Origin of the sequence: Amycolatopsis sp. NBC_01480, assembly GCF_036227205.1 — a bacterium.
GTDB lineage: Bacteria > Actinomycetota > Actinomycetes > Mycobacteriales > Pseudonocardiaceae > Amycolatopsis.
Window position 1 is genome coordinate 6,945,398 of the sequence record NZ_CP109442.1, and the last position, 20,040, is coordinate 6,965,437.

20 protein-coding genes are annotated in these 20,040 nt (G+C 70.7%); 14 read left to right on the forward strand and 6 right to left on the reverse strand.

All coding sequences use genetic code 11. The annotated features are described in order from the left end of the window. The first annotated feature begins 101 nt into the window (after positions 1–101). From OG371_RS33120 to OG371_RS33140, 5 genes are read left to right on the forward strand one after another with little or no spacing between them, the layout of a single operon-like run. Positions 102–1,010 carry a dihydrodipicolinate synthase family protein gene (locus tag OG371_RS33120; protein WP_329059546.1) on the forward strand — a complete coding sequence of 303 codons (909 nt, stop codon included), beginning with the start codon at positions 102–104 and terminating at the stop codon, positions 1,008–1,010. A gap of 3 nt (positions 1,011–1,013) precedes the next feature. After that, entirely contained in the window at positions 1,014–2,015 is a 1,002-nt protein-coding gene (locus OG371_RS33125; protein WP_329059547.1) for a proline racemase family protein, read from the forward strand. After that, positions 2,012–2,920, forward strand: a complete 909-nt coding sequence (locus OG371_RS33130; RefSeq protein ID WP_329059549.1) for an ornithine cyclodeaminase family protein — start codon at positions 2,012–2,014, stop codon at positions 2,918–2,920. The genes OG371_RS33125 and OG371_RS33130 overlap by 4 nt, the downstream gene beginning before the upstream one ends. Beyond that, entirely contained in the window at positions 2,917–3,591 is a 675-nt protein-coding gene (locus tag OG371_RS33135; RefSeq protein WP_329059550.1) for a GntR family transcriptional regulator, read from the forward strand. The genes OG371_RS33130 and OG371_RS33135 overlap by 4 nt, the downstream gene beginning before the upstream one ends. 56 nt (positions 3,592–3,647) lie before the next feature. Continuing rightward, positions 3,648–3,854: a hypothetical protein gene (locus OG371_RS33140; protein ID WP_329059551.1), complete on the forward strand. Its 207-nt coding sequence runs from the start codon at positions 3,648–3,650 to the stop codon at positions 3,852–3,854. 70 nt (positions 3,855–3,924) lie between these two features. Here OG371_RS33140 and OG371_RS33145 read toward each other — a convergent pair whose 3' ends face one another. Beyond that, the gene (locus tag OG371_RS33145) at positions 3,925–4,122 is read right to left on the reverse strand and encodes an antitoxin (protein WP_329059552.1); all 198 of its coding nucleotides are present in this window, start codon (positions 4,120–4,122) and stop codon (positions 3,925–3,927) included. Further along, positions 4,040–4,783, reverse strand: a complete 744-nt coding sequence (locus tag OG371_RS33150; protein ID WP_329059555.1) for a TetR/AcrR family transcriptional regulator — start codon at positions 4,781–4,783, stop codon at positions 4,040–4,042. The genes OG371_RS33145 and OG371_RS33150 overlap by 83 nt, the downstream gene beginning before the upstream one ends. Before the next feature lie 79 nt (positions 4,784–4,862). Between OG371_RS33150 and OG371_RS33155 the strand changes: the two genes are divergently transcribed. The 3 genes from OG371_RS33155 (at position 4,863) to OG371_RS33165 (ending at position 7,233) form a co-directional block, all read left to right on the forward strand. Next, a complete protein-coding gene (locus tag OG371_RS33155; RefSeq protein ID WP_329059556.1) occupies positions 4,863–5,627 on the forward strand; it encodes an oxidoreductase in 765 nt (254 codons plus the stop codon). Between the two features lie 75 nt (positions 5,628–5,702). Beyond that, entirely contained in the window at positions 5,703–6,797 is a 1,095-nt protein-coding gene (locus OG371_RS33160; RefSeq protein ID WP_329059557.1) for a CaiB/BaiF CoA transferase family protein, read from the forward strand. A 43-nt stretch (positions 6,798–6,840) separates the two neighbouring features. Beyond that, positions 6,841–7,233, forward strand: a complete 393-nt coding sequence (locus OG371_RS33165) for a PPOX class F420-dependent oxidoreductase (protein ID WP_329059558.1) — start codon at positions 6,841–6,843, stop codon at positions 7,231–7,233. A gap of 19 nt (positions 7,234–7,252) precedes the next feature. Here the strand turns inward: OG371_RS33165 and OG371_RS33170 are convergent, their stop codons facing one another. After that, positions 7,253–8,473, reverse strand: coding sequence for a cytochrome P450 family protein (locus tag OG371_RS33170; RefSeq protein ID WP_329059559.1), 1,221 nt, complete (start codon positions 8,471–8,473; stop codon positions 7,253–7,255). 160 nt (positions 8,474–8,633) lie between these two features. Further along, positions 8,634–10,190, reverse strand: coding sequence for a purple acid phosphatase family protein (locus tag OG371_RS33175; RefSeq protein ID WP_329059560.1), 1,557 nt, complete (start codon positions 10,188–10,190; stop codon positions 8,634–8,636). 570 nt (positions 10,191–10,760) lie between these two features. On the opposite strand from OG371_RS33175, the gene OG371_RS33180 reads away from it, so the two are divergent. The 3 genes from OG371_RS33180 to eno all read left to right on the forward strand — a co-directional run bounded on the left by OG371_RS33180 (position 10,761) and on the right by eno (position 13,295). Then, positions 10,761–11,507, forward strand: coding sequence for a maleylpyruvate isomerase family mycothiol-dependent enzyme (locus tag OG371_RS33180; RefSeq protein ID WP_329059561.1), 747 nt, complete (start codon positions 10,761–10,763; stop codon positions 11,505–11,507). Further along, positions 11,425–11,925, forward strand: a complete 501-nt coding sequence (locus OG371_RS33185) for an HAD family hydrolase (protein ID WP_329059562.1) — start codon at positions 11,425–11,427, stop codon at positions 11,923–11,925. The genes OG371_RS33180 and OG371_RS33185 overlap by 83 nt, the downstream gene beginning before the upstream one ends. Before the next feature lie 86 nt (positions 11,926–12,011). Continuing rightward, complete coding sequence (gene eno, locus OG371_RS33190) at positions 12,012–13,295, forward strand: phosphopyruvate hydratase (RefSeq protein WP_329059564.1); 1,284 nt, start codon at positions 12,012–12,014, stop codon at positions 13,293–13,295. A gap of 558 nt (positions 13,296–13,853) precedes the next feature. On the opposite strand, the gene OG371_RS33195 is transcribed toward eno, so the two are convergent. Then, positions 13,854–14,615, reverse strand: coding sequence for a S1 family peptidase (locus tag OG371_RS33195; protein WP_329059566.1), 762 nt, complete (start codon positions 14,613–14,615; stop codon positions 13,854–13,856). Positions 14,616–14,922: 307 nt separating this feature from the next. Between OG371_RS33195 and OG371_RS33200 the strand changes: the two genes are divergently transcribed. Beyond that, positions 14,923–16,158, forward strand: coding sequence for an HNH endonuclease signature motif containing protein (locus OG371_RS33200; RefSeq protein ID WP_329059568.1), 1,236 nt, complete (start codon positions 14,923–14,925; stop codon positions 16,156–16,158). 482 nt (positions 16,159–16,640) lie between these two features. On the opposite strand, the gene OG371_RS33205 is transcribed toward OG371_RS33200, so the two are convergent. Beyond that, entirely contained in the window at positions 16,641–17,888 is a 1,248-nt protein-coding gene (locus tag OG371_RS33205; RefSeq protein WP_442876014.1) for a hypothetical protein, read from the reverse strand. 325 nt (positions 17,889–18,213) lie between these two features. Between OG371_RS33205 and OG371_RS33210 the strand changes: the two genes are divergently transcribed. Both OG371_RS33210 and OG371_RS33215 read left to right on the forward strand, forming a co-directional pair. Next, positions 18,214–19,158 carry an ABC transporter permease gene (locus tag OG371_RS33210; RefSeq protein ID WP_329073344.1) on the forward strand — a complete coding sequence of 315 codons (945 nt, stop codon included), beginning with the start codon at positions 18,214–18,216 and terminating at the stop codon, positions 19,156–19,158. Further along, positions 19,158–20,039, forward strand: a complete 882-nt coding sequence (locus OG371_RS33215) for an ABC transporter permease (protein WP_329059570.1) — start codon at positions 19,158–19,160, stop codon at positions 20,037–20,039. The genes OG371_RS33210 and OG371_RS33215 overlap by 1 nt, the downstream gene beginning before the upstream one ends. Position 20,040 lies beyond the last annotated feature (1 nt).

Genomic DNA, 20,040 nt, shown 5'->3' on the forward strand with positions numbered 1-20,040 from the left:
TCAGGCCACTGTACAATGTCACATGGCACATGACACGATGAACTTTGCTCATCAAGGCCTGGTTCGTCAACGCTGGGTAACATCGAAAACCTGGAGGTCTCATGACGGGGCGCGAAAAGCCGTGGCACGGGGTGCTGGTCGCGACGGCCCTTCCGCTGCGCGGCCCGGAGTCGGGCGCGCTGACCGCGGACTTCGACGCCTACGCCGAGCACATCGCGTGGCTGGCGGCGAACGGCTGTGACGGCGTGACGCCGAACGGCTCGCTGGGGGAGTACCAGACCCTGAGCGTCGAGGAGCGGACGCAGGTCGTGCGCACCGCGGTCGACGCCGCGCCCGAGGGGTTCACCGTGATGCCGGGGGTCGCCGCGTACGGCGCGGCCGAGGCGCGGCGCTGGGCCGAAAACGCGGCCGAGCTGGGCTGCCCCGCGGTGATGCTGCTGCCGCCCAACTCCTACCGCGCCGACGAGCGCGCGGTGCTCGCGCACTACCGCGAGGTGGCCAAGGCCGGGCTGCCGATCGTGGCCTACAACAACCCGTTCGACACCAAGGTCGACCTGGTCCCCGAGCTGCTGGCCGAGCTGTACGCCGAGGGCCTGATCCAGGGGGTCAAGGAGTTCTCCGGCGACGTGCGCCGCCCGTACCGGATCGCCGAGCTGGCGCCGGGCCTGGACGTGCTGTGCGGTGCCGACGACGTGCTGCTGGAGCTGGCCGTGGCCGGTGCGCCCGGCTGGGTCGCGGGTTACCCCAACGCGTTCCCGAAGGCCACCACCGAGCTGTGGGCCGCGGCCTCGGCCGGCGACCTGGCGAAGGCGGTGCCGCTGTACCGGCTGCTGCACCCGTTGCTGCGCTGGGATTCGCGGACCGAGTTCGTCCAGGCGATCAAGCTGAGCATGGACATCGCCGGGCGGTACGGCGGCCCGTGCCGACAGCCGCGCGTGCCGCTGACACCCGAGCAGGAGAAGGCCGTCCGCCAGGCGACCGAACGGGCACTCGAGGAAGGGCTTTCCTAGACCATGCGCGCGAAGCGGCTGTTCCACGCCGTCGACTCCCACACCGAGGGCATGCCGACGCGGGTGATCACCGGCGGCGTCGGCGTCGTGCCGGGGGCCACGATGTCCGAGCGGCGCCAGTACTTCGTCGAGCACCTCGACCACATCCGGCAGCTGCTGATGTACGAGCCGCGCGGCCATTCGGCCATGAGCGGCGCCATCCTGCAGCCGCCGACCCGGCCGGACGCCGATTGGGGCGTGCTGTTCATCGAGGTCTCCGGCTGCCTGCCGATGTGCGGGCACGGCACCATCGGCGTGGCCACGGTGCTGGTCGAGACCGGCATGGTGGAGGTGACCGAGCCGGTCACCACGATCCGGCTGGACACCCCGGCCGGGCTGGTGGTCGCCGAGGTCGAGGTCGCCGACGGGGCCGCGCGGGCGGTGACGATCCGGAACGTGCCGTCGTTCTCCGTCGGGCTGGACCGCGAGGTGGACGTGCCGGGGCTCGGCCGGGTGCGGTACGACCTGGCCTTCGGCGGCAACTTCTACGCCATCGTCCAGCTGGCCGAGCTGGGCATCCCGTTCGAGCGGCAGGAAAAGCAGCGGCTGCTCGACGCCGGACTGTCCATCATGGACGCTGTCACCGAGCAGGACCGGCCGGCCCACCCGGTGAACGCGGAGATCTCCGGCTGCCACCACGTTTACCTCGCCGCGCCGGGCTCGACGGCCCGGCACTCGCGGCACGCGATGGCCATCCACCCCGGCTGGTTCGACCGTTCGCCGTGCGGCACCGGAACCAGCGCGCGGATGGCGCAGCTGCACGCGCGTGGCGAGCTGCCGCTGGACACCGAGTTCCGCAACGAGTCGTTCATCGGCACGCACTTCCTCGGCCGGCTCGTCGAAGAGACCACGGTCGGCGGCATCCCCGCGGTGGTCCCGAAGATCACCGGCCGGGCCTGGCTGACCGGCACGGCGCAGTACTTTCTCGACCCGGACGACCCGTTCCCGGCGGGATTCCAGCTGTGATCGGCTCCGTGGCCGGGGCGCCGCCGATGCGGGACGCGATCGACGCCCTGCGCGCCGCCCTGCTCGACGGGCTCGACCCAGAGCAGGACCCGCCGCGGTCGGTGGCCGAGGGGCCGCACGGGCAGCTGCTGCTGATGCCCGCGTTCTGGGGCCGGTACGCCGGCGTCAAGGTCGCCTCCGTCGCACCCGGCAACCCGGCGCTGGGCCTGCCGCGGATCCAGGGCGGCTACCTGTTGCTGGACGGGCCGACGCTCAGCCCGCTCGTGCTGCTGGACGCGGTCGCGCTGACCTCGGTCCGCACCGCGGCGGTGTCGGCGGTCGCGGCGGACGCGCTGGCGGAGCCGGACGCCGCGCGGCTCGTCGTGTTCGGCACCGGGCCGCAGGCGCACAGCCACGTCGAGGCCCTGCGCGCGGTCCGGCCGGTGCGGGAGCTGATCGTGGTCGCCCGCGACCCCGGCCGTACCGCGGAGTTCGTGGCGGGCTACCCGGAGCTGGCCGCCCGGGCGGGCACGGCCGCGGACGTCGCGGGGGCCGACCTCGTCGCCTGCTGCACCACCGCCCGCACCCCGCTCTTCGACGGCTCGCTGCTGTCGGACCACACGACTGTGGTTGCGGTCGGCTCGCACGAGCCCGACGCGCGGGAGGTCGACGACGTGACGGTGCGGCGCTCCACTGTGGTCGTGGAAGCGCGGGCGGCCGCACTGCGCGAGGCCGGCGACGTCGTGCTGGCCGTGCAATCGGGTGCGATCGGACCAGATGCGCTGCACACGCTGTCGGACCTCGTGCGGGGGAAGGCCGACGTGCCCGCGGGGCGGCCCCGGCTGTTCAAGAGTGTCGGCATGGCGTGGGAGGATCTGGTGGTCGCCGCGACGCGGCACGAAACCGCCAGGGGAGACCGACGATGACGATGGACGGCCACCAGTCGCTCGCGCTGCCCTCGTTCGGCGTCCAGCGGAACCTGCGCGAGAAGATCACGCAGACCCTGCGCGCGGCGGTGATCTCCGGCGAGCTGCGCGCCGGCGAGGTGCATTCCGCGCCGAGCCTGGCCGCGCAATTCGGCGTCTCGGCCACCCCGGTCCGCGAGGCGATGCTCGATCTGGTCAAGGAAGGCCTGATCGACACGGTGCGCAACAAGGGGTTCCGGGTCACCGAACCGTCCGAAAAGGACCTCGACGACCTGTCCGAGCTCCGCGCGCTGATCGAGGTGCCCACGGTCCGCCGCCTCGCCGAGACCGGCGTCGACCCGGCGGTGATCGCCGAGCTGCGCCCGCTGGCGCTGGGCATCGAGCGCGCGGCCGCCGAGCACGACCTCATCGCGCACGTGGCCACGGACATGCAGTTCCACCTCCGGCTGCTGGAGCAGGCGGGCAACCCGCACCTGGTCGAGACGGTGCGCGCGCTGCGCGCCCGGTCCCGCATCTACGGCCTGCGCAGCCTCGCCGAGCGCGACGAGCTGATCCCCTCCTCGGCCGAGCACGCCGAGCTGCTGGACCTCATCGAGGCCCGCGACGCCGACGGCGCCGAGGCACTGATGAACCGCCACATCCGGCACGTGCGCGGCATCTGGGCCCGCTGAGCGCTCCGGTGTGGGTTGGGTGGGCCGGGTTCACCGGCCGGCGAGGGGAGCACGTGATGGGAGAGGACCGGGCGGTCACCGCGGCGGAGCTGTTCCACGAGATCGGCGCCGGCTACGAGGCGGCGTTCGGCCGTCCGCCGGTGGTCGACGCGGCGGTGCGCGAGCTGCTGGCGGTGCTGGCGGAGCACGCGCGGGTGCTCGACATCGGCAGCGGTACCGGGCGGCCGGTCGCGGCGGACCTGATCACCGCGCGGAAAGCCTGATCAGTCCGGCTACCCCGCGAAGGCCCCCGCACCACTTTGGACGGTGCGGGGGCCTTCGCCGCGGGACGGCTTACTGCTGCTGGTCGCCGCCGCCGTTGAAGCGCTCCTTGAGCTTGTCGGCGCCCTGGTTGATCTGGTCGCTGTGCTTGCCGCCGGTCTTCTCGTCGGCGAACTGCGCGGCCTTGTCAACGCCCTGCCCGGCCTTGTCGGGGTTGTTGCCGGCGAACTCCTGGATCTTTTCCTTCGCCTTGTCGAACATGCCGTCCATGTTCCGCTCCTTTCGTCGTACCGGAATCCTGCGTGGACTCTTTCCGGGTACCCACCGGAAGCGGGCCCGGCCCGGGGTTCGCCGGATCGGGTGAGACGGGGCGGGACACGGTGGTGAGGCCGTCGACGAGCAGATCGGTGATGCGGAAAGCCTCCTCGTGCCAGCCGGGATAGGTGCGGGCGCCGCAGATCCCGCCCAGCGCGCGCAGCACGGTCTGCCCGGTGATGTCGCCGCGGACCACCCCGGTTTCCGCCCCCCGTTCGAGTAGCAGGTCGAGTGCGTCGCTGAGCTGTTCGCGGCCGCCGGTGAACACGGGGGAGTCGGTCGCCATGATGCTCTCGAGCGCGGCCGCCATGCCCTTGCTGACCGCGGCGTGCTCGACCACCCGCCGGAGGTACGCCGCGAGCGCGGCGCGTGGTTCCAGCTCGTCGAGCAGCTGCTGCGCGCTGTCGCAGACCTCGGTGACCTCCTGCCGGTAGACCTCCTCGACGACCGCGTCGCGTGTGTCGAAGTGCCGGTAGAGAGTGCCGACCGAGACCCCGGCGCGCTTGGCGATCTCCTCGACGCGGATGTCGGCCTCGCCGGCCGCGAAAGCGTCCCGGGCGACGGTGATCAGCGCCTCCCGGTTGCGGCGGGCGTCGGCCCGCAGCGGACGTGACATAAATCCCTCCCGGCACCAAAGGTGAACCACCCTCCGTATATTTCCGGAGGCAGGTTCACTTTAGCGGAAGGCGACAGTCATGGACGAGGGACTGGCAGGCAAGCGGGTACTGGTGACCGGCGGGAGCCGCGGCCTGGGGGCGGCGACCGTCCGGCGGTTCGCGGAATCGGGGGCGACCGTGCTGGCCGCCGCCCGGAACGCGCCGGCCGAGCCGTTGCCCGCCACTTTCATCCCCGGCGACCTCGGCACCGCGGCCGGGGCCGCGGCACTGGCCCGGCGGGTGCTCGACGAGGTCGGCGGCATCGACATCCTGGTCGACAACGCGGCGGCGGCCACCGGCCCGGTCGCGACTCTGGACCGTACCGACGAGTCCTGGCTGGCCGACCTCGACGCGAACCTGCTCAGCGCGGTCCGCCTCGACCGCGAGCTGGTGCCCGGCATGGTCGAGCGCGGCACCGGGGTGGTCGTGCACGTGTCCTCGATCGCGAGCCGGCTGCCGCAGAACCAGGAGGTCTCGTACGCGGCGGCGAAGGCCGCGCTCAACGCGTACAGCCGTACCCTGGCCGCCGAAGTCGGCCCCCACGGCGTACGCGTGGTGTGCGTCCTGCCCGGATTCATCGCGACGGAGGGCGCGCTGTCGCACCTCCAGCAGTTCGCGGACCGGCAGGGGATCACCATCGAGGAGCAGACCCAGCAGGTCGTCGAGCACCTGAACCTGCCGATGGGCCGCCCGGGCGAGCCCGAAGACGCCGCCGAGCTGATTGCGTTCCTGGCCTCGGCCCGCGCGAAATGGCTGACGGGCGCCCAATTCCGCGTCGACGGGGGCATCGTTCCCACGGTGTAGGCGGGCTGGGCTCGACGGCCTCCGTGCTCTTCTGGGTATCGTCGCCCGGTCGGGTAGCCGAGCCGAGGAGGGCACGTGGCGGGACCGCTGAGCGGGCTGAAGGTCGTGGAGCTGGCCGGAATCGGGCCGGGGCCGCACGCGTGCATGGTGCTGGCGGACCTCGGCGCGGACGTCGTGCGGGTGGAGCGGCCGGCGGGCTCGCTCGACTTCAGCGGGGGCAAGCCCGACCCCTTGCTGCGCGGGCGCCGGTCCGTCGCCGCGGACCTGAAGACGGCCGAGGGGCGCGAGTTGGTGCTGCGGCTGGCGGAGAAGGCGGACGTGCTGGTGGAGGGCCTGCGCCCGGGCGTCACCGAGCGCCTTGGCGTCGGGCCGGATGACTGTTTCGCCCACAACCCGCGGCTGGTTTACGGCCGGATGACCGGCTGGGGACAGGAAGGTCCGCTCGCGAAGCGGGCCGGGCACGACATCAACTACATCGGGCTGATCGGCGTGCTGCACGCGATCGGCCGCGAAGGCGAGCGGCCGGTGCCGCCGCTGAACCTGGTCGGCGACTTCGGCGGCGGCTCGATGTTCCTGCTCGTCGGCGTGCTTTCGGCGCTGTGGGAGCGGGAGTGCACCGGTCTCGGCCAGGTCGTCGACGCCGCGATGGTCGACGGCGCCGGCGTGCTCTCGCAGATGATGTGGGCGCTGCGCGGCCTCGGCTCGTGGTCCGACGAGCGCGGCACCAACCTCCTCGACGGCGGCGCGCCCTTCTACGACACGTACGTCTGCGCGGACGGCAGGTACGTCGCGGTCGGCTCGCTGGAGCCGCAGTTCTACGCGGCGCTGCTCGCCGGCCTCGAGCTGGACCCGGCTTCGCTGCCGCCACAACTGGACCGCGCGGGCTGGCCGACCCTGCGCGCGACCTTCACAAAAGCCTTCCTGGCCCGCACCCGCGACGAGTGGACCGAGGTCTTCGGCGACGTCGACTCCTGCGTCACCCCGGTCCTCACCCCGGACGAGGCCGCCGCACACCCGCACATCGCTGCCCGCAACGGCCTGATCGAACTCGACGGCATCCTCCAGCCCGCCCCGGCCCCCCGTTTTTCCCGCACCGCACCGGATCTGCCCACCCCGCCGGCGAAACCGGGCGCGGACACGGAAGCGGTGCTGGCTGATTGGGGCGTCTGAGCCCGCTCCGGTCCAGCTAGCGCGGCGGGCTAACGTGATGCGCATGGACCTTCCCGACGGCCTCCGCGCGCTGCTGGAGCAGCCCAGCCTGTGCTTCCTCGCCACCACGATGCCCGACGGCTCGCCGCAGCTGACCCAGACCTGGGTCGACACCGATGGCGAGCACGTGCTGGTCAATACCGTTCAGGGGCACCAGAAAGTGCACAACGTCCGGCGCGATCCGCGGGTGGCGCTCAACATCGTGGACGCCGCGAACCCGTTCCGCTACTACCGCATCCGCGGCCGGGTACTGGACATCACCACCGACGGCGCCGCCGAGCACATCGAGAAGCTCGCCCACCGCTACACCGGCAAGCCCTACGCCTCGTACGGCGGCCCCGGCCAGGTCCGCCTCCTGCTGCGCATCGAAGCCGACAAGATCGGCAAGATGGGCTGAGGCCCGCGCGAAAAAACGCCTACCCGTACAGCCGCACCGGCAAAGCCTGGTGCCCGTTGGCGATGAACGACGCCACTGGCACCAACTCGTCCGGCGCCACGTCCAGCGTCAGCCGCGGGAAGCGGGAGAACAGCGCGGGCAAGGCGAGTTCCGCTTCCATCCGGGCCAGTTGCGCGGCCAGGCAATAGTGCACGCCGTGGCCGAAGGCCAGTGACGCCTTGTCCTCGCGGGTGATGTCGAAGCGGTCGGCGTCCGGGCCGTGCCGGTGCTCGTCGCGGCCGGCGATGCCCAGGGAGGCCAGGATCGCGTCGCCCTCGTGGATCGTGGTGCCCGCCAGTTCCAGGTCGGCGACCGCGAACCGCAGCGGCAGGTGGGAAACCGGGGACTGCCAGCGCAGCACCTCGTCCACGACGTCGCTCCACGGGCGTTCGCCGTCGAGCACCAGGCGGAGCTGCTCGGGATGGCCGAGCAGCGCGGCGACGGAGTGGTCGAGCAGGTTCACGGTGGTCTCGTGGCCGGCCGTGATCATCAGGATCAGCGTGTCGACCAGCTCGGTCTCGGTCAGCCGGGAGCCGTCCTCGTCGCGGGCCGAGATGAGGACCGTGGCCAGGTCGTCGCCCGGGTCGGCGCGCCGGGCGGCCACGAAATCGCCCAGCAGCGCGTACATTCCTTCGACGTTGGCGGTCGCCTCCGCCGCGGACGCCGAAGTGTCGAACATGCCCCGGACCGCCGCGCGCAGCCCCGGCCGCACCGCGTCCGGCACGCCCACCAGCTGGCAGATCACCTCGATCGGCAACGGATAGCAGTAGCGCTCGCGCAGGTCGGTCGCGGCGGGGCCGGCGGCCAGCCCGTCGAGCAGGCCCGCGGCGATCTCGGCGATCCACGGGCGCAGACCCTCGATCCGCGCCGGGGTGAACGCCCTCTGCACCAGGGAACGCAGCCGCCGGTGCTCGGTGCCGTAGGCGGTGAACATGTTCTGCACCGAAACCCAGATGTGCAACGGCCAGTCGTCGGAGATCTCGCCGGCGCGGTAGGGCGGCCAGTGCCGCCGCGCGTCCTTCGACACCCGCGGGTCGCTGAGCAGCTTCCTCAGCGCCTGCTGGTCCGTGACGGCCCAGGCGAGCACCCCGCCGGGCAGCTCGACCTGCGTGACCGGGCCGCGGGCGCGGAGGCGGGCCCCTTCGCCGTGGACGTCGCGCGCGGTCGCGTCGAGGACGAAGGGCGGGGCGGTGTGCTGCATCGGCGGCTCTCCTGACCGGCCACCGGCGTGTCCACAATGGACAGAGGGGGACGCCGGTGAGATCCGACCAGAACTGTAACGCGCGCACCGCATCGCCCCCGCGCTTGCAGGGGTGGAAGATCAAGAACGGGGAAAGGGGTTGACGGCCCCAGGGGCCTGTTCAGCCGTCGGCGCGCCGCCGGTGCAGGGAAAACCGCTCGAACACCGAAAGCTCCCCGCTCGGCTTGTTCACGTTGTAGTACGTGACGTGCATGGTGGTCGTGTCACCGCGGTGGCGACCAGGGTCGACGGTGAACGCCGCGAAGCCGTACGGGTGATCCAGGTCCCGCACCGCGCTCCACACCGCCTGCTCCCGGACGTAGGTCGGCACCCGCTTGCCGGTCGGGCCGGCCTTCGCGGAGACGGCGGTGAGGACCTTTCCGGTGCCGTCCTTGAAGAAGCTGCCGTTCGTGGTGCCCGAGACCCCGCCGCCGCCGAGGATCATGTGCACGGTGCCGTGCGTGGCGTCGATGTTGTCGGTGGCCGTCGAGACCGGGTTCGGCGTGAGCGTCTCGCTGCCGGAAACCACGCCGCGCACGGCGAGGGACCGCTCGTAGTCGTGCTCGTGCCCGCACAGCACCAGGTCCACGCCGTACTCGTCGAACAGCGGCCCGTACTTCTCGCGCAGGCCGAGGTCGGCGCCGTTGGCGTCGGAGGTGCTGATCATCACCTGGTGCATCGCGACCACGATCCAGTCGATGTCGCGGGACGCGCGGGCCGCGGCCAGCTCCTTCTTCAGCCAGGCGAGCTGACGGCCGCCGGAGTAGCCGTTGACGTAGACGTCGCCGCCGTCCTGCAGGCAGTTGTCGTCGTTCTGCAGCACGATCACGCGCACCGCGCCGACGGTGAAGCCGTACCAGAGCCCGGCCAGCTCGGCGTCGGTCTCGGTGGAGGGCAGCTCGAAGTAGGCCTGGTACGCGCCGAGGCCGATGGCGCCGTTCTGCTTCTCGATCTCGTGGTTGCCCGCGGCGGGCATCCACGGCCGGTACCGCGCCGAGCGGGTGTTGTTGGTGAAGAAGTTGTTCCAGGTGCGCACCCGGTCGAGGTCGAGGTTCGCGTAGCAGAGGTCGCCGTTGAGCAGGTGGAACAGCGGCGCGACGGTCTCGATGCCGGTGACGATGTCCTTGGTCGCCGGGGTCGAGTTCGCGTCCAGGCCGACGCCGCCCGCGGCGTTCCAGGTCACCTGCGGCGCGGACTGGTCGCCGAAGCTGGTGAAGGTGAAGGCCGAGCGGCCCGACGGCGCGGTGCGGAACGTGCCCGCGTCCGGCGTCGCGCCGTCGTGCTGGGCGGCGTAGATGTACTCGGTGCCGGGGCGCAGCCGGTCCAGCTCGGCGTGGTGCACCCAGACCGTCCGCCCGGACGTGCCGTCGACGTAGGTGCGGGTGTCCGCCGGCGTGATCGCGCCGAAGCCGCCGTCGAGCGTGCCGTAGAGCACCCGCGGCCGGGCCACCGAGCCGTCGGTGATCCACGAGACCACCATCTGACGCGCCGGGTCACGGCCGAAGGTCAGGTGCAGGCCCTGCACGGGCGTCGCGCCGGTGCCGATCGACGGCACGAACGCAGCGCTCTGCGGAGCGGCATTGGCGATGCCGGTGCCGAGCAGCGGGGCGGCCGCTCCGGCCCCCAGCAGGCCGAGCGCACCACGGCGGGTGACGGTGTGTTTGCTGCTCTCGGACAAAGGGGGCCTCCTCGGCTTCGGCGCGAAGCGAACGTAAGCGCGTTGCCCGACGCGGCGGTGAACGCGAACTGTCGCCCGCGTGAAGTCCGCCGCGCCGCTGGGCCGGACGGTCCAATCTGGACACTCACGCTCGGAACTATTCGGGCATAACGGAATTTGTCACCCGTGTTACGAGCCGGTCGTACGAGGCGAGCGCCTCGGCCGGTTGAGCACCGGGCCGTGCGGGTCTTTGGCGGCGTCGTCCGACCGGCGCAGACGTTCTCCAGCCCGGTCAGGCTGCCGATCAGGCGGCCCGGAAGAAGGCGGCGGCCACGCCGACGAACGGCCGCGGCCGTTCGCCGGGGGAGACGGGGCATCGGGGACTCTCCTTCCCGCCCGCTGCGGGCGGTGTCGTCGGATGCCCTGAGGGTTGTTCCGGCCGATGCAGCCGGGGCGACACCGTGGTTACGGGCGGGGGAACACCGCGCGTCCCTTGCCTTCACCCGACCGGAGGAGTGCTGTCCCGGTGACCGGTGCCTGCCGCACTGCCATTTGTCATTGGTTGTCGCGTGCCGTGCTTGGATCGGTGGCATGAACCTGGGGAACGACCGCTTCGCCGCCGAGCTGCTCGCGCAGGCCGAGAGCTTCGCCGCACTCGTCACCGGCGCCGACCCGACCCGGCCGGTGCCGACGTGTCCGGAATGGACACTCGAGGACCTGGTGGCCCACGTCGGGCGCGGCCTGCGCTGGGCGGCGGCGGTGACCGCGCAGCGCACCTTCGTGCCGTTCGACCTCGTGCCGGAGGCGGCGCTGCCCGATGCGCCCGTGCCGTGGGTGCGCTCGGCCGCCGCGCTGCTGGTGTCGGCCGTCGCCGCGAACGGGGCCGGCAATCCCGCGTGGACCTGGGTCGAGGAGCAGCGCGCGGGCTTCTGGCTGCGCCGCATGACCCACGAGCTGGTGGTGCACCGCGCCGACGCGGCCGCCGCGCTGGACGCGCCCTACGACGTCGAGCCCGCCCTCGCCGCCGACGGCGTCACGGAGTTCTTCGAGCTGATCCCCGCCCGGCTGCGCGGCAACCAGTCCCCGGCTCTGCGGAACCTGGCCGGCAACGGCGAGACCCTCCAGCTGCACGCCACCGACGTCACCGGCGACTGGCGGCTCACCCGCACCCCGGACGGCCTCGCCGTCACCGACACCACCGGCCCCGCCGACGTCACCGTCCAGGCCCCGGCGTCCGACCTGATGCTGGTGCTGTATGGCCGCCGTCCCGTGTCAGAGGTGGAAGTGTTGGGGGATATGGCTTTGTTCGAGCACGTCCGTTCGAATTCGGCGTTCTGAGCATGCGGACTCCCCGCGCGGTGGTGTTCGACTGCGACGGCCTGGTGATGGACACCGAGCCGTGCTGGACGGTGGCCGAGACCGAACTGTTCGCCCGCCGCGGCCTGCCGTTCGGGCCGAGGCGTTGCCCGGCGCGCGTGAGCTGGTGGACCTGGTCGCGGAGCGGGTTCCGTTCGCCGTGGCCAGCAATTCCCCGCGCGCTCTCCTCGATACAGCGCTGGCCCGTGGTGGCTTCACTGTTGAAGTCAGCGTCGCCGCCGACGAGGTCGCCGCGCCCAAACCGGCGCCGGACAGGTACCTCGCCGCCTGTGCCGCGCTCGACGTGGCGCCGGGTGAGTGTGCGCGGCTGGCGTCCCGGCCGGATTCGAGGCCCGGAGGTCGGGATCGATTCAGTGGATCTCTGCTAGCCTCGCCGTGATTCGCGGCTCACCGTGGTGCCGCCTGTTGCCGCAGTGCCCACGGTTGTGTCGAAGGCGCTCCGGCGCCGACTTTCCGAGGAGCGAAATGACTGCCATCGTCCGGGTCAAGGGCCGTGAGGTGCTGGACAGCCGCGGGAACCCGACCGTCGAGGTGGACGTGGTGCTGGCCGACGGGTCCGTCGGCCGGGCGGCGGTGCCTTCGGGCGCCTCCACCGGTACCCGAGAGGCCGTCGAACTGCGTGACGGCGACAAGAAGCGGTTCCACGGCAAGGGCGTGCGCAAGGCCGTCGACGCCGTGAACACCGAGATCGCCGAAGCCGTCGTGGGCATGGACGCCGAGGCGCAGGCCGACGTCGACCGCGCCCTGATCGCGCTCGACGGCACCGCCAACAAGGCCCGCCTCGGCGCGAACGCGACGCTCGGCGTCTCGCTCGCCGTGGTGAAGGCCGCCGCGGCCGCCAACACCCTGCCGCTGTACCGCTACGTCGGCGGCGTTTTCGCGCACCTGCTGCCGATGCCGATGATGAACATCATCAACGGCGGCGCGCACGCCGACAACCCGATCGACTTCCAGGAGTTCATGATCGGCCCGGTCGGCGCCGAGACGTTCGCCGACGCCGTGCGCATGGGCTCCGAGGTCTTCCACACCCTGCGCAAGTCGCTGCACGAGGCGGGCCACAACACCAACGTCGGCGACGAGGGCGGTTTCGCGCCCCAGCTGGGCTCGGCCGACGAGGCGCTCGAGTTCGTCGTGCGCGCCATCGAGCAGACCGGCTACACCCCGGGCGAGGACATCGCGCTGCTGCTGGACCCGGCGGCGTCGGAGTTCTACACCGGCGAGGTCTACGACTACACCGGCGAGGGCCGCAAGCGCAGCATCGAGGAGCACGTCGCCTACCTCACCGAGCTGACCACCCGCTTCCCGATCATCTCCATCGAGGACGGCCTGGCCCAGGACGACTTCACCGGCTGGAAGCAGCTCACCGACGGCATCGGCGACCGAGTCCAGCTCGTCGGCGACGACCTGTTCTGCACCAACGTGGACATCCTGAAGGACGGCATCGAACGCGGCATCGCCAACTCGATCCTGATCAAGGTCAACCAGATCGGCACCCTGACCGAGACCCTCGACGCGGTCGAGACCGCGCACAAGGCGGGCTACTCGGCGGTCCTCTCCCACCGCTCCGGCGAAACCGAGGACACGACCATCGCCGACCTCGCCGTGGCCACCAACTGCGGCCAGATCAAGACCGGCTCGCTGTCGCGTTCGGACCGCACGGCCAAGTACAACCAGCTGATCCGTATTGAGGAGGAGCTGGGGACCGAGGCGCGTTACGCTGCTCGGTCGACTATTCGCGGGCAGCGCTGAGTCTGGTTGGTGATGGCGCCGGCGGGGTCTTGGACCTCGCCGGCGTTTTCTCTTTGTTTTGCCGGGAATCTTGCTTGGACTGCTTGCTGGGGTGACCGGTGGATGACGTCGGTGTCGCCGGGACTTGGCCGGGGATCACGATGCCAATCCGCGACGCCGACCGATGCCGGCGTGACCCGCGGTGCAGACCCACGACACTGCTTGCCCCGCGCTGTCGATTCGCGCCGCGCTGCCGCCCTGCGACGCCGATCCGCGACGGCGACTCTCGATGCCGACCCGCGACAGCGATTCGCGGCAGCGTCCGGCGATAGGGATCCGCGATGACGACTCTCGACAGCGAACCGCACCGCCGCCTCACGCCGGCGTCCGGCGATAGCGACCCGCGGCGCCGCCCCGCGGCGCCGCCCCGCGACGTCGATCCGCGACGTCGACCGGGGATTCCGACCCGCACCGAGTTGCCTGTCACCGGCGCCCACCCCCCCAGGCGTTCAACCCGGTCGCAGCCGTCCCGCTGCCGTGCCATCTCCCGCCGCTGCCTGAGCTGTTCGTGTTGCGCCGTCAGCGAAGTCCGGCCTGTGCCGCGATGTCGTCGGCGTAGGCCGAGACCCGCGTGTACACCCCGGGCTTCCCGGGTTTCGCGCATCCATCGCCGTAGGAGACGATGCCGATCAGCCTGCCGTCAACGACCAGCGGCCCGCCGGAGTCACCCTTGCACGCGTCGATGCCGCCCTCGGGGTACCCGGCGCACAGCATGCTCGACGGGCTGTGTTCCGGGTAACCGGTGCGGCAGCCAGCGTCACCCATCACCGGAACCACGGCGCGGCGCAGGTAATCCGAACGCTCGCCGCCGTCGGCGACCCGGCCCCAGCCCAGCACCGTGGCCTTGGTTCCGGCGGCGTACAGCCCCTCGTCGCGGCCGAGGTCCGCCGCACTCCCCGGCAGACGCCCGCGCACGGTCATCACCGCGACGTCGTCGCCCTTCCCCACCGCGGTGAACCGGGGATGCTGCCAAACCCTTGATACCGCAAGGGAAATCCCGGTGTCGTCCCGTCGGTCCTCCCGCCCGGCGACCACGCGCACCTTCGCCGCGTCCACCGCCGTGGCACAGTGCGCGGCGGTCACGATCGCCGACCTGCTGATGATCGTGCCACCGCAGTACTGAGTGCCGTGATCGTCCTCGAGGTACACGGCGTACGGGTATTCGGCCAGCGAAGCCTTCTCCCCGCCGACGACCGCGCCGGCTGGTGCGACCGGCCCGACCACCGCTGTCGCCGCGGCGAGCACCGTGCCGGTGAGCACTCTGGCCGACTTCTTGGACATCAGGCGAAACTCCTCAATAGAACGAAAAGGATGACAACACCTTAGTCGACAAACGATCCTCGCGATGTCCCTGGAACGGGTGGAAGTCGGGCCCAGCGCGCGACGCAGCTGTCGCCGCCCGGCATCGACCCGCTCGACGAACCGACGCTCCGGAACCCGTGCCGCCGAACGACAGCCGCAGTCTCATCCAGGCTCGCTCTGACCAGGTGTTTCTGTTGCTGTTAAAGGGTTTCTGCTTAGGGTGGCTGGTTTCTGGTGTACCTGTTCGAGTGATGACTCGAACAGGCGTTCGAGATACTGTGGTGGTATGGAAAGAACGGAGCAGGTGCCGGTGTGGCAGCTTTCCGAGGAGGAGCTGACCACGGAACTCTTGGCTGTGGAACGGATGTTGTGCCGCGGCTACGCGCGGATGCTGGAGGTGGTCGGTGAGGTAGACCGGCGTGGTGTGGCTGTGGGCAAGGGTTTCCGCAGCACCGCGGTCATGCTCGTGCGTGCGCTACGGGTGTCGCAGAAGGAAGCTCGCGCTCGCGTCACCCAAGCAACCACTGCGCTGCCGGTGATGCGGGCCGCCCTGGCTGCTGGTGACCTCAACCGCGAGCACGCCGCCGAGATCGCTTCCGTGCTGACTCACGCCCCCGACACGGTCACCTTCGACGACTTGGCTGACACCGAATCCACCCTGGTTACCCTGGCCCGTCAAGCCCCGCCCTTCACTGTGCGGAAAACGGCCCAGCGCATCCGTACCTACTGGGACTTCGACGGTGTCGATCCCGGCAAACGCGAGCAGGACTTGGCCCGGCCCCGTCGCGAGTTCCGCTTTACCCGCACCCGGGATGGCCGTATGCGGTACTCCGGTGAACTCGACGCCGAAATGGCGGACCTGACCGAACAACTCTTCACCGTCCTGGCCAAACCCGCTCCCGTTGACCCGTTCGGCAACCCCGACCCCCGCACCCGCTCCCAGCGCCAGGGCGACGCGATCGCCGCCATCCTGGACCTCGCCGCCCGCGCCCCCGAGGTGCCGGTCAAGGCCGGTGAACGCGTCGTCGCCACCGTCACCATCCCCCTGGCTGACCTGCAACGCCGCGCCGGCACCGTCACCCCCGACGGCCACACCCCCATGACCGTCTCCCAGCTACGCCGCTTGTGCTGTGACGCGAAGGTCCTGCCCGCCGTCCTCAACGGCGCCGGCGAAGTCCTGGACCTGGGTCGTGCCGTCCGCACCGCCACCCCCGCCCAACGACGAGCCCTAGCCGTGCGCGACAAAGGCTGCACCGCCCCCTGGTGCACCAAAGGCCCCAAATGGACCACCCCGCACCACATCGAGTTCTGGGCCAATCTCCAGGGTGGCCCCGGCGGACGAACCGACATCACCAACCTGGCCTCGATCTGCGAAGCCGACCACCGCATCGCCCACCACGAAGGCTGGACCATCCGACTCCGCAACGGCACCGTCGAATGGCTCCCACCAGCCTGGCTCGACCCCCAACGAAGACCCCTCCACAACACCACCCACCACCCACCCCACGCCCAAGCCGCCTGATGACGCACCGAGCGATCCCAGCCCAGTATCTGTCCCATGTGGACCGCGCGACCGACAGCGCTCAGCCATGTCTCGGCGTGGACGGCTCCGATTCCGTTGCCCCGGAACCCGGAACCCGGTGCCCACGCGCTCGACGCGCTATGGCCGATGGCCGGAAGCGCTGCGTGCTGCCGCCGGACCGGCGATGCCACCGTTCCCGATGCACTCACACCCGCGACCTCAGGATCCGCAACGCTTGCAAAGAACCAAATCCACCCCGAAATCCTCAAACGACGCCGGACTTTCGAACGAGCCATCGCTCCGACCGCCCATCGCCACCGTCGCCACCGTCGCCGCCTGACCGGCCGCAGACCCGCTGCCCGCCACGCACGGGACAACCCCCGAAACGCGGCACTCCGGTTGCAGCGGTCAGACCAGACCACCGCAACCGGAGCACACAACCACCGAACAAGCCTCAGCGAACAAACGCCAGCCAAGAGAACCTAGGAGCAGAGCGGCGCAACCGGGTTGTCAGATCCGGTCTGCACGTACGTGTCCGAGATGTACTCCCCGGTGCCGATGCGGTCCCAGATCGTGCTGGTGCCGAGTTTGCCGGTGACCGAGTCGCCGTTGACGTAGCACTCGATGGGGACCTTGGCGTAGTTCGCGGCGAGGCCCTTGATCGCGCCGGAGGTGGTGGCGCTGGCCCGGACGTTCACCGGGTCGCCGGCGGTACTGACGGTGCCGGAGGCGGCCGAGGTGCCCGTCCAGAGGTAGGTGACCTTCACGTTCCCGTTGTCGCCCAGTCCCAGGCCGGTGCCGAAGGTGCCGTCGGCCAGGTCGATGCCTGCGGGGTTGCCGACGGTGTAGCCGAGGTCGTCCTTCTTGTTGTTGTAGCCGTTGTGGTACGCGGCGTACGCCTCAGGCTGGCCCTGCGGCAGGTCCTTGTACTCCGAGCGCACCGAGGCCGGGTTCCAGTAGTCGTCCTTGGTGTTCCACGGGCCGACGTCCCACACCGGCGCGTACTCGCAGCGGCTGCCGTCGGTCCGGCACACCTTCACGCTGTAGGTGCCGGTGCCCTTGGCCGAGGTCGCCTTGCCCGAGGGCAGGGCGACGAAGTGGTCGTTGCTGGTGATCACGTGCCCGTTCGCGGTGGTGTGGCCGACGAGGCCTTCGCGGGTGGCGTAGATCGTGTAGGTCAGCGGCGTGGTCGCGGCCAGCGCGTCCGCCTGCGGGACCAGGCTGCCGCTCAGGTCGACCTCGCGCACGGTCGGACGGACGCCGTCGGTCTTGCTGGACAACGAGATTCGCGTCTGGACCACGGTCACCGCGTGGCTGAACGTGGCGGGTTGGGCAGCGGCGGGGATCCACTCAGTCCAGGCGTCGGAGTCCGAACCAGAGCGGCCACGGACATCGACCTCGACCTCCGTGCCCTTGGGCAGGTCCGCGGTCACCTTCGCGGTGACGCGGTTGACCGCGGAGGCCAGCGGCTGCTCGGCCGAGATCAGAAACCCCTCGCTGCCCGCCGTCATCAGGTCCGTTCTGTGCCAAGCGGAATCACTCAGCGTGAGTGCCCCGCCCGAATCCTGCACGTTGACGTCGTCACTGTCCACCTTGGACAGGTCGGCGCGCCAGGCGGGGGCGCCTCCGGTGGCGCCGGCGGGCACCGCGAACGCCGTGCTCCCGGCCGTGACCGCCCCGGCGGCCAGCAGTGCCGCGACCGCGCGGCGGACCATCACATTCCCGACCACGACCGTTCTCCATTCACTCGTTCGACGCGAATGTGGTGAAGCCTCTGCGGCAGCCGTACACGATCCGTACAACGTCGTCCCGGGACCATGTACGGCAATGTCCGATAGAATCAAGAAAACACGATTTGCCCGTAAAGCAGCGGCTTGTCCCCGTATACATCGGACGGTCCGGAAGCCGGTAGCGCCGAAGGTAGGGACCTGGCCGGGCCGAAGATCACGAACCGGGACAGCGGAGGGCCAGTTTCCGTGGACCTCATGGACAGGTGAGCCGTCGCCGGTGTAGTTGTGGGCACGTCGGGTTCGGAAAGAAAACTGGGGGCTGGTGATGGCGGGGTACCTGGTGCGCCGCATCCTGCAGTCGATCGTGGTGGTCGTGCTCGTCGCAGTCGTCACGTTCGTCCTGTTGCAGCTCCTGCCCGGCGGGCCGGCGCGCGCGATCCTGGGGCCGAAGGCGACGCCGCTGCAGATCAGCACCTTCCTGCACGACAACGGCTACGACCGGCCGCTGCCCGCGCAGTTCCTGACCTGGGCCGGCCACGTGCTGACCGGCGACCTCGGCTACTCCTACAAGCTCAACCAGCCGGTCACCGCCGTGATCGCCGATCACCTGCCCAAGACGATCCTGCTCATGACGCTGTCCACTTTGGTCGCTTTGGTGGTCGCGGTGCCGCTCGGGGTGTACCAGGCGCGCAAGCGCAACACCCCGGGTGACTACGTGGTGACGGGCCTGTCGTTCGCGTTCTACTCGATGCCGAGCTTCTTCCTCGGCGAGATCCTGGTGCTGCTGTTCGCCGTGCAGCTGCAGTGGTTCTCGCCGCTGGGGCCGAGCGGGGACTCGATCGGCGAGATCCTCACGCAGGCGCCCGCGCTGGTGCTGCCGGTGCTCACGCTGGCGCTGATCACGGTCGCCTCGTTCAGCCGGTACGCGCGCTCGTCGGTGATGGAGAACCTGAGCCAGGACTACGTCCGCACGGCGCTGGCCGGCGGCGCGAGCGACGGCAAGGTGCTGACCCGCCACGTGCTGCGCAACTCGCTGATCCCGATCGTCACGCTGCTCGGGCTGTCGCTGCCGCAGCTGTTCGCCGGCGCGCTGATCACCGAGCAGGTGTTCAACTACCCGGGCATGGGCTTCACGTTCATCCAGGGCGCGCAGGTGCACGACTACCCGCTGCTGCTGGGCATCGGGCTCGTGGTCGCGCTCGCGACCGTGGCGGGCTCACTGCTGGCGGACATCGGCTACGCCGTGCTCGACCCGAGGGTGAAGTACTGATGACAACCGAGGTGCCCGACCTGAAGGACCCGCCGCGCTCCGCGGCCCGGATGACGCTCCGGGCGTTCCGCGAGAACCGGCTCGCGGTGGCCGGGCTGGTGCTGATCGTCCTGTTCCTGCTCTTCTGCTTCGTCGGCCCGCTGATCTACCACACCGAGCAGGTGGCCACGAACCTGTCCGGCGCCAACCAGCCGCCGGGCGCGGGCCACCCGCTGGGCACCGACGACGTCGGTTACGACGAGCTCGGCCGGCTGATGGAGGGCGGCCGGTCCTCGCTGGAGATCGGCGTGGCCGCGGCCGTGATCGCGACGGTGTTCGGCACGCTGTGGGGCGCGATCGCCGGTTACGTCGGCGGGTTCGTGGACGCGGTGATGATGCGGGTGGTCGACACCTTCCTGGCCATCCCGACCCTGTTCCTGCTGCTGATCCTGGCGGCCATCTTCACCCCGACGGTCAGCCTGCTGATCCTGGTGGTGTCGTTCGGCGCGTGGCTCAGCCCGGCGCGGCTCGTGCGCGGCGAGACGCTTTCCCTGCGCACCCGCGAGTACGTGCAGGCGGTGCGGATGATGGGCGGCGGCCGGCGCCGGGTGGTGCTGCGGCACATCATGCCCAACGCCATCGGCACCATCGTGGTCAACGCGACCTTCCAGGTGGCCGACGCGATCCTGCTCGTCGCGTCGCTGAGCTACCTCGGCCTGGGCATCGCCCCGCCGCACGCGGACTGGGGCAACATGCTCTCCAACGGCACGGAGTTCGTGCAGAACGGCTACTGGTGGATGATCCTGCCGCCGGGCATCGCGATCATGCTCGTGGTGGTCGCGTTCAACCTGCTCGGCGACGCCCTGCGCGACGCGCTCGAAGTGCGGCTGCGGAGGCGGTGAC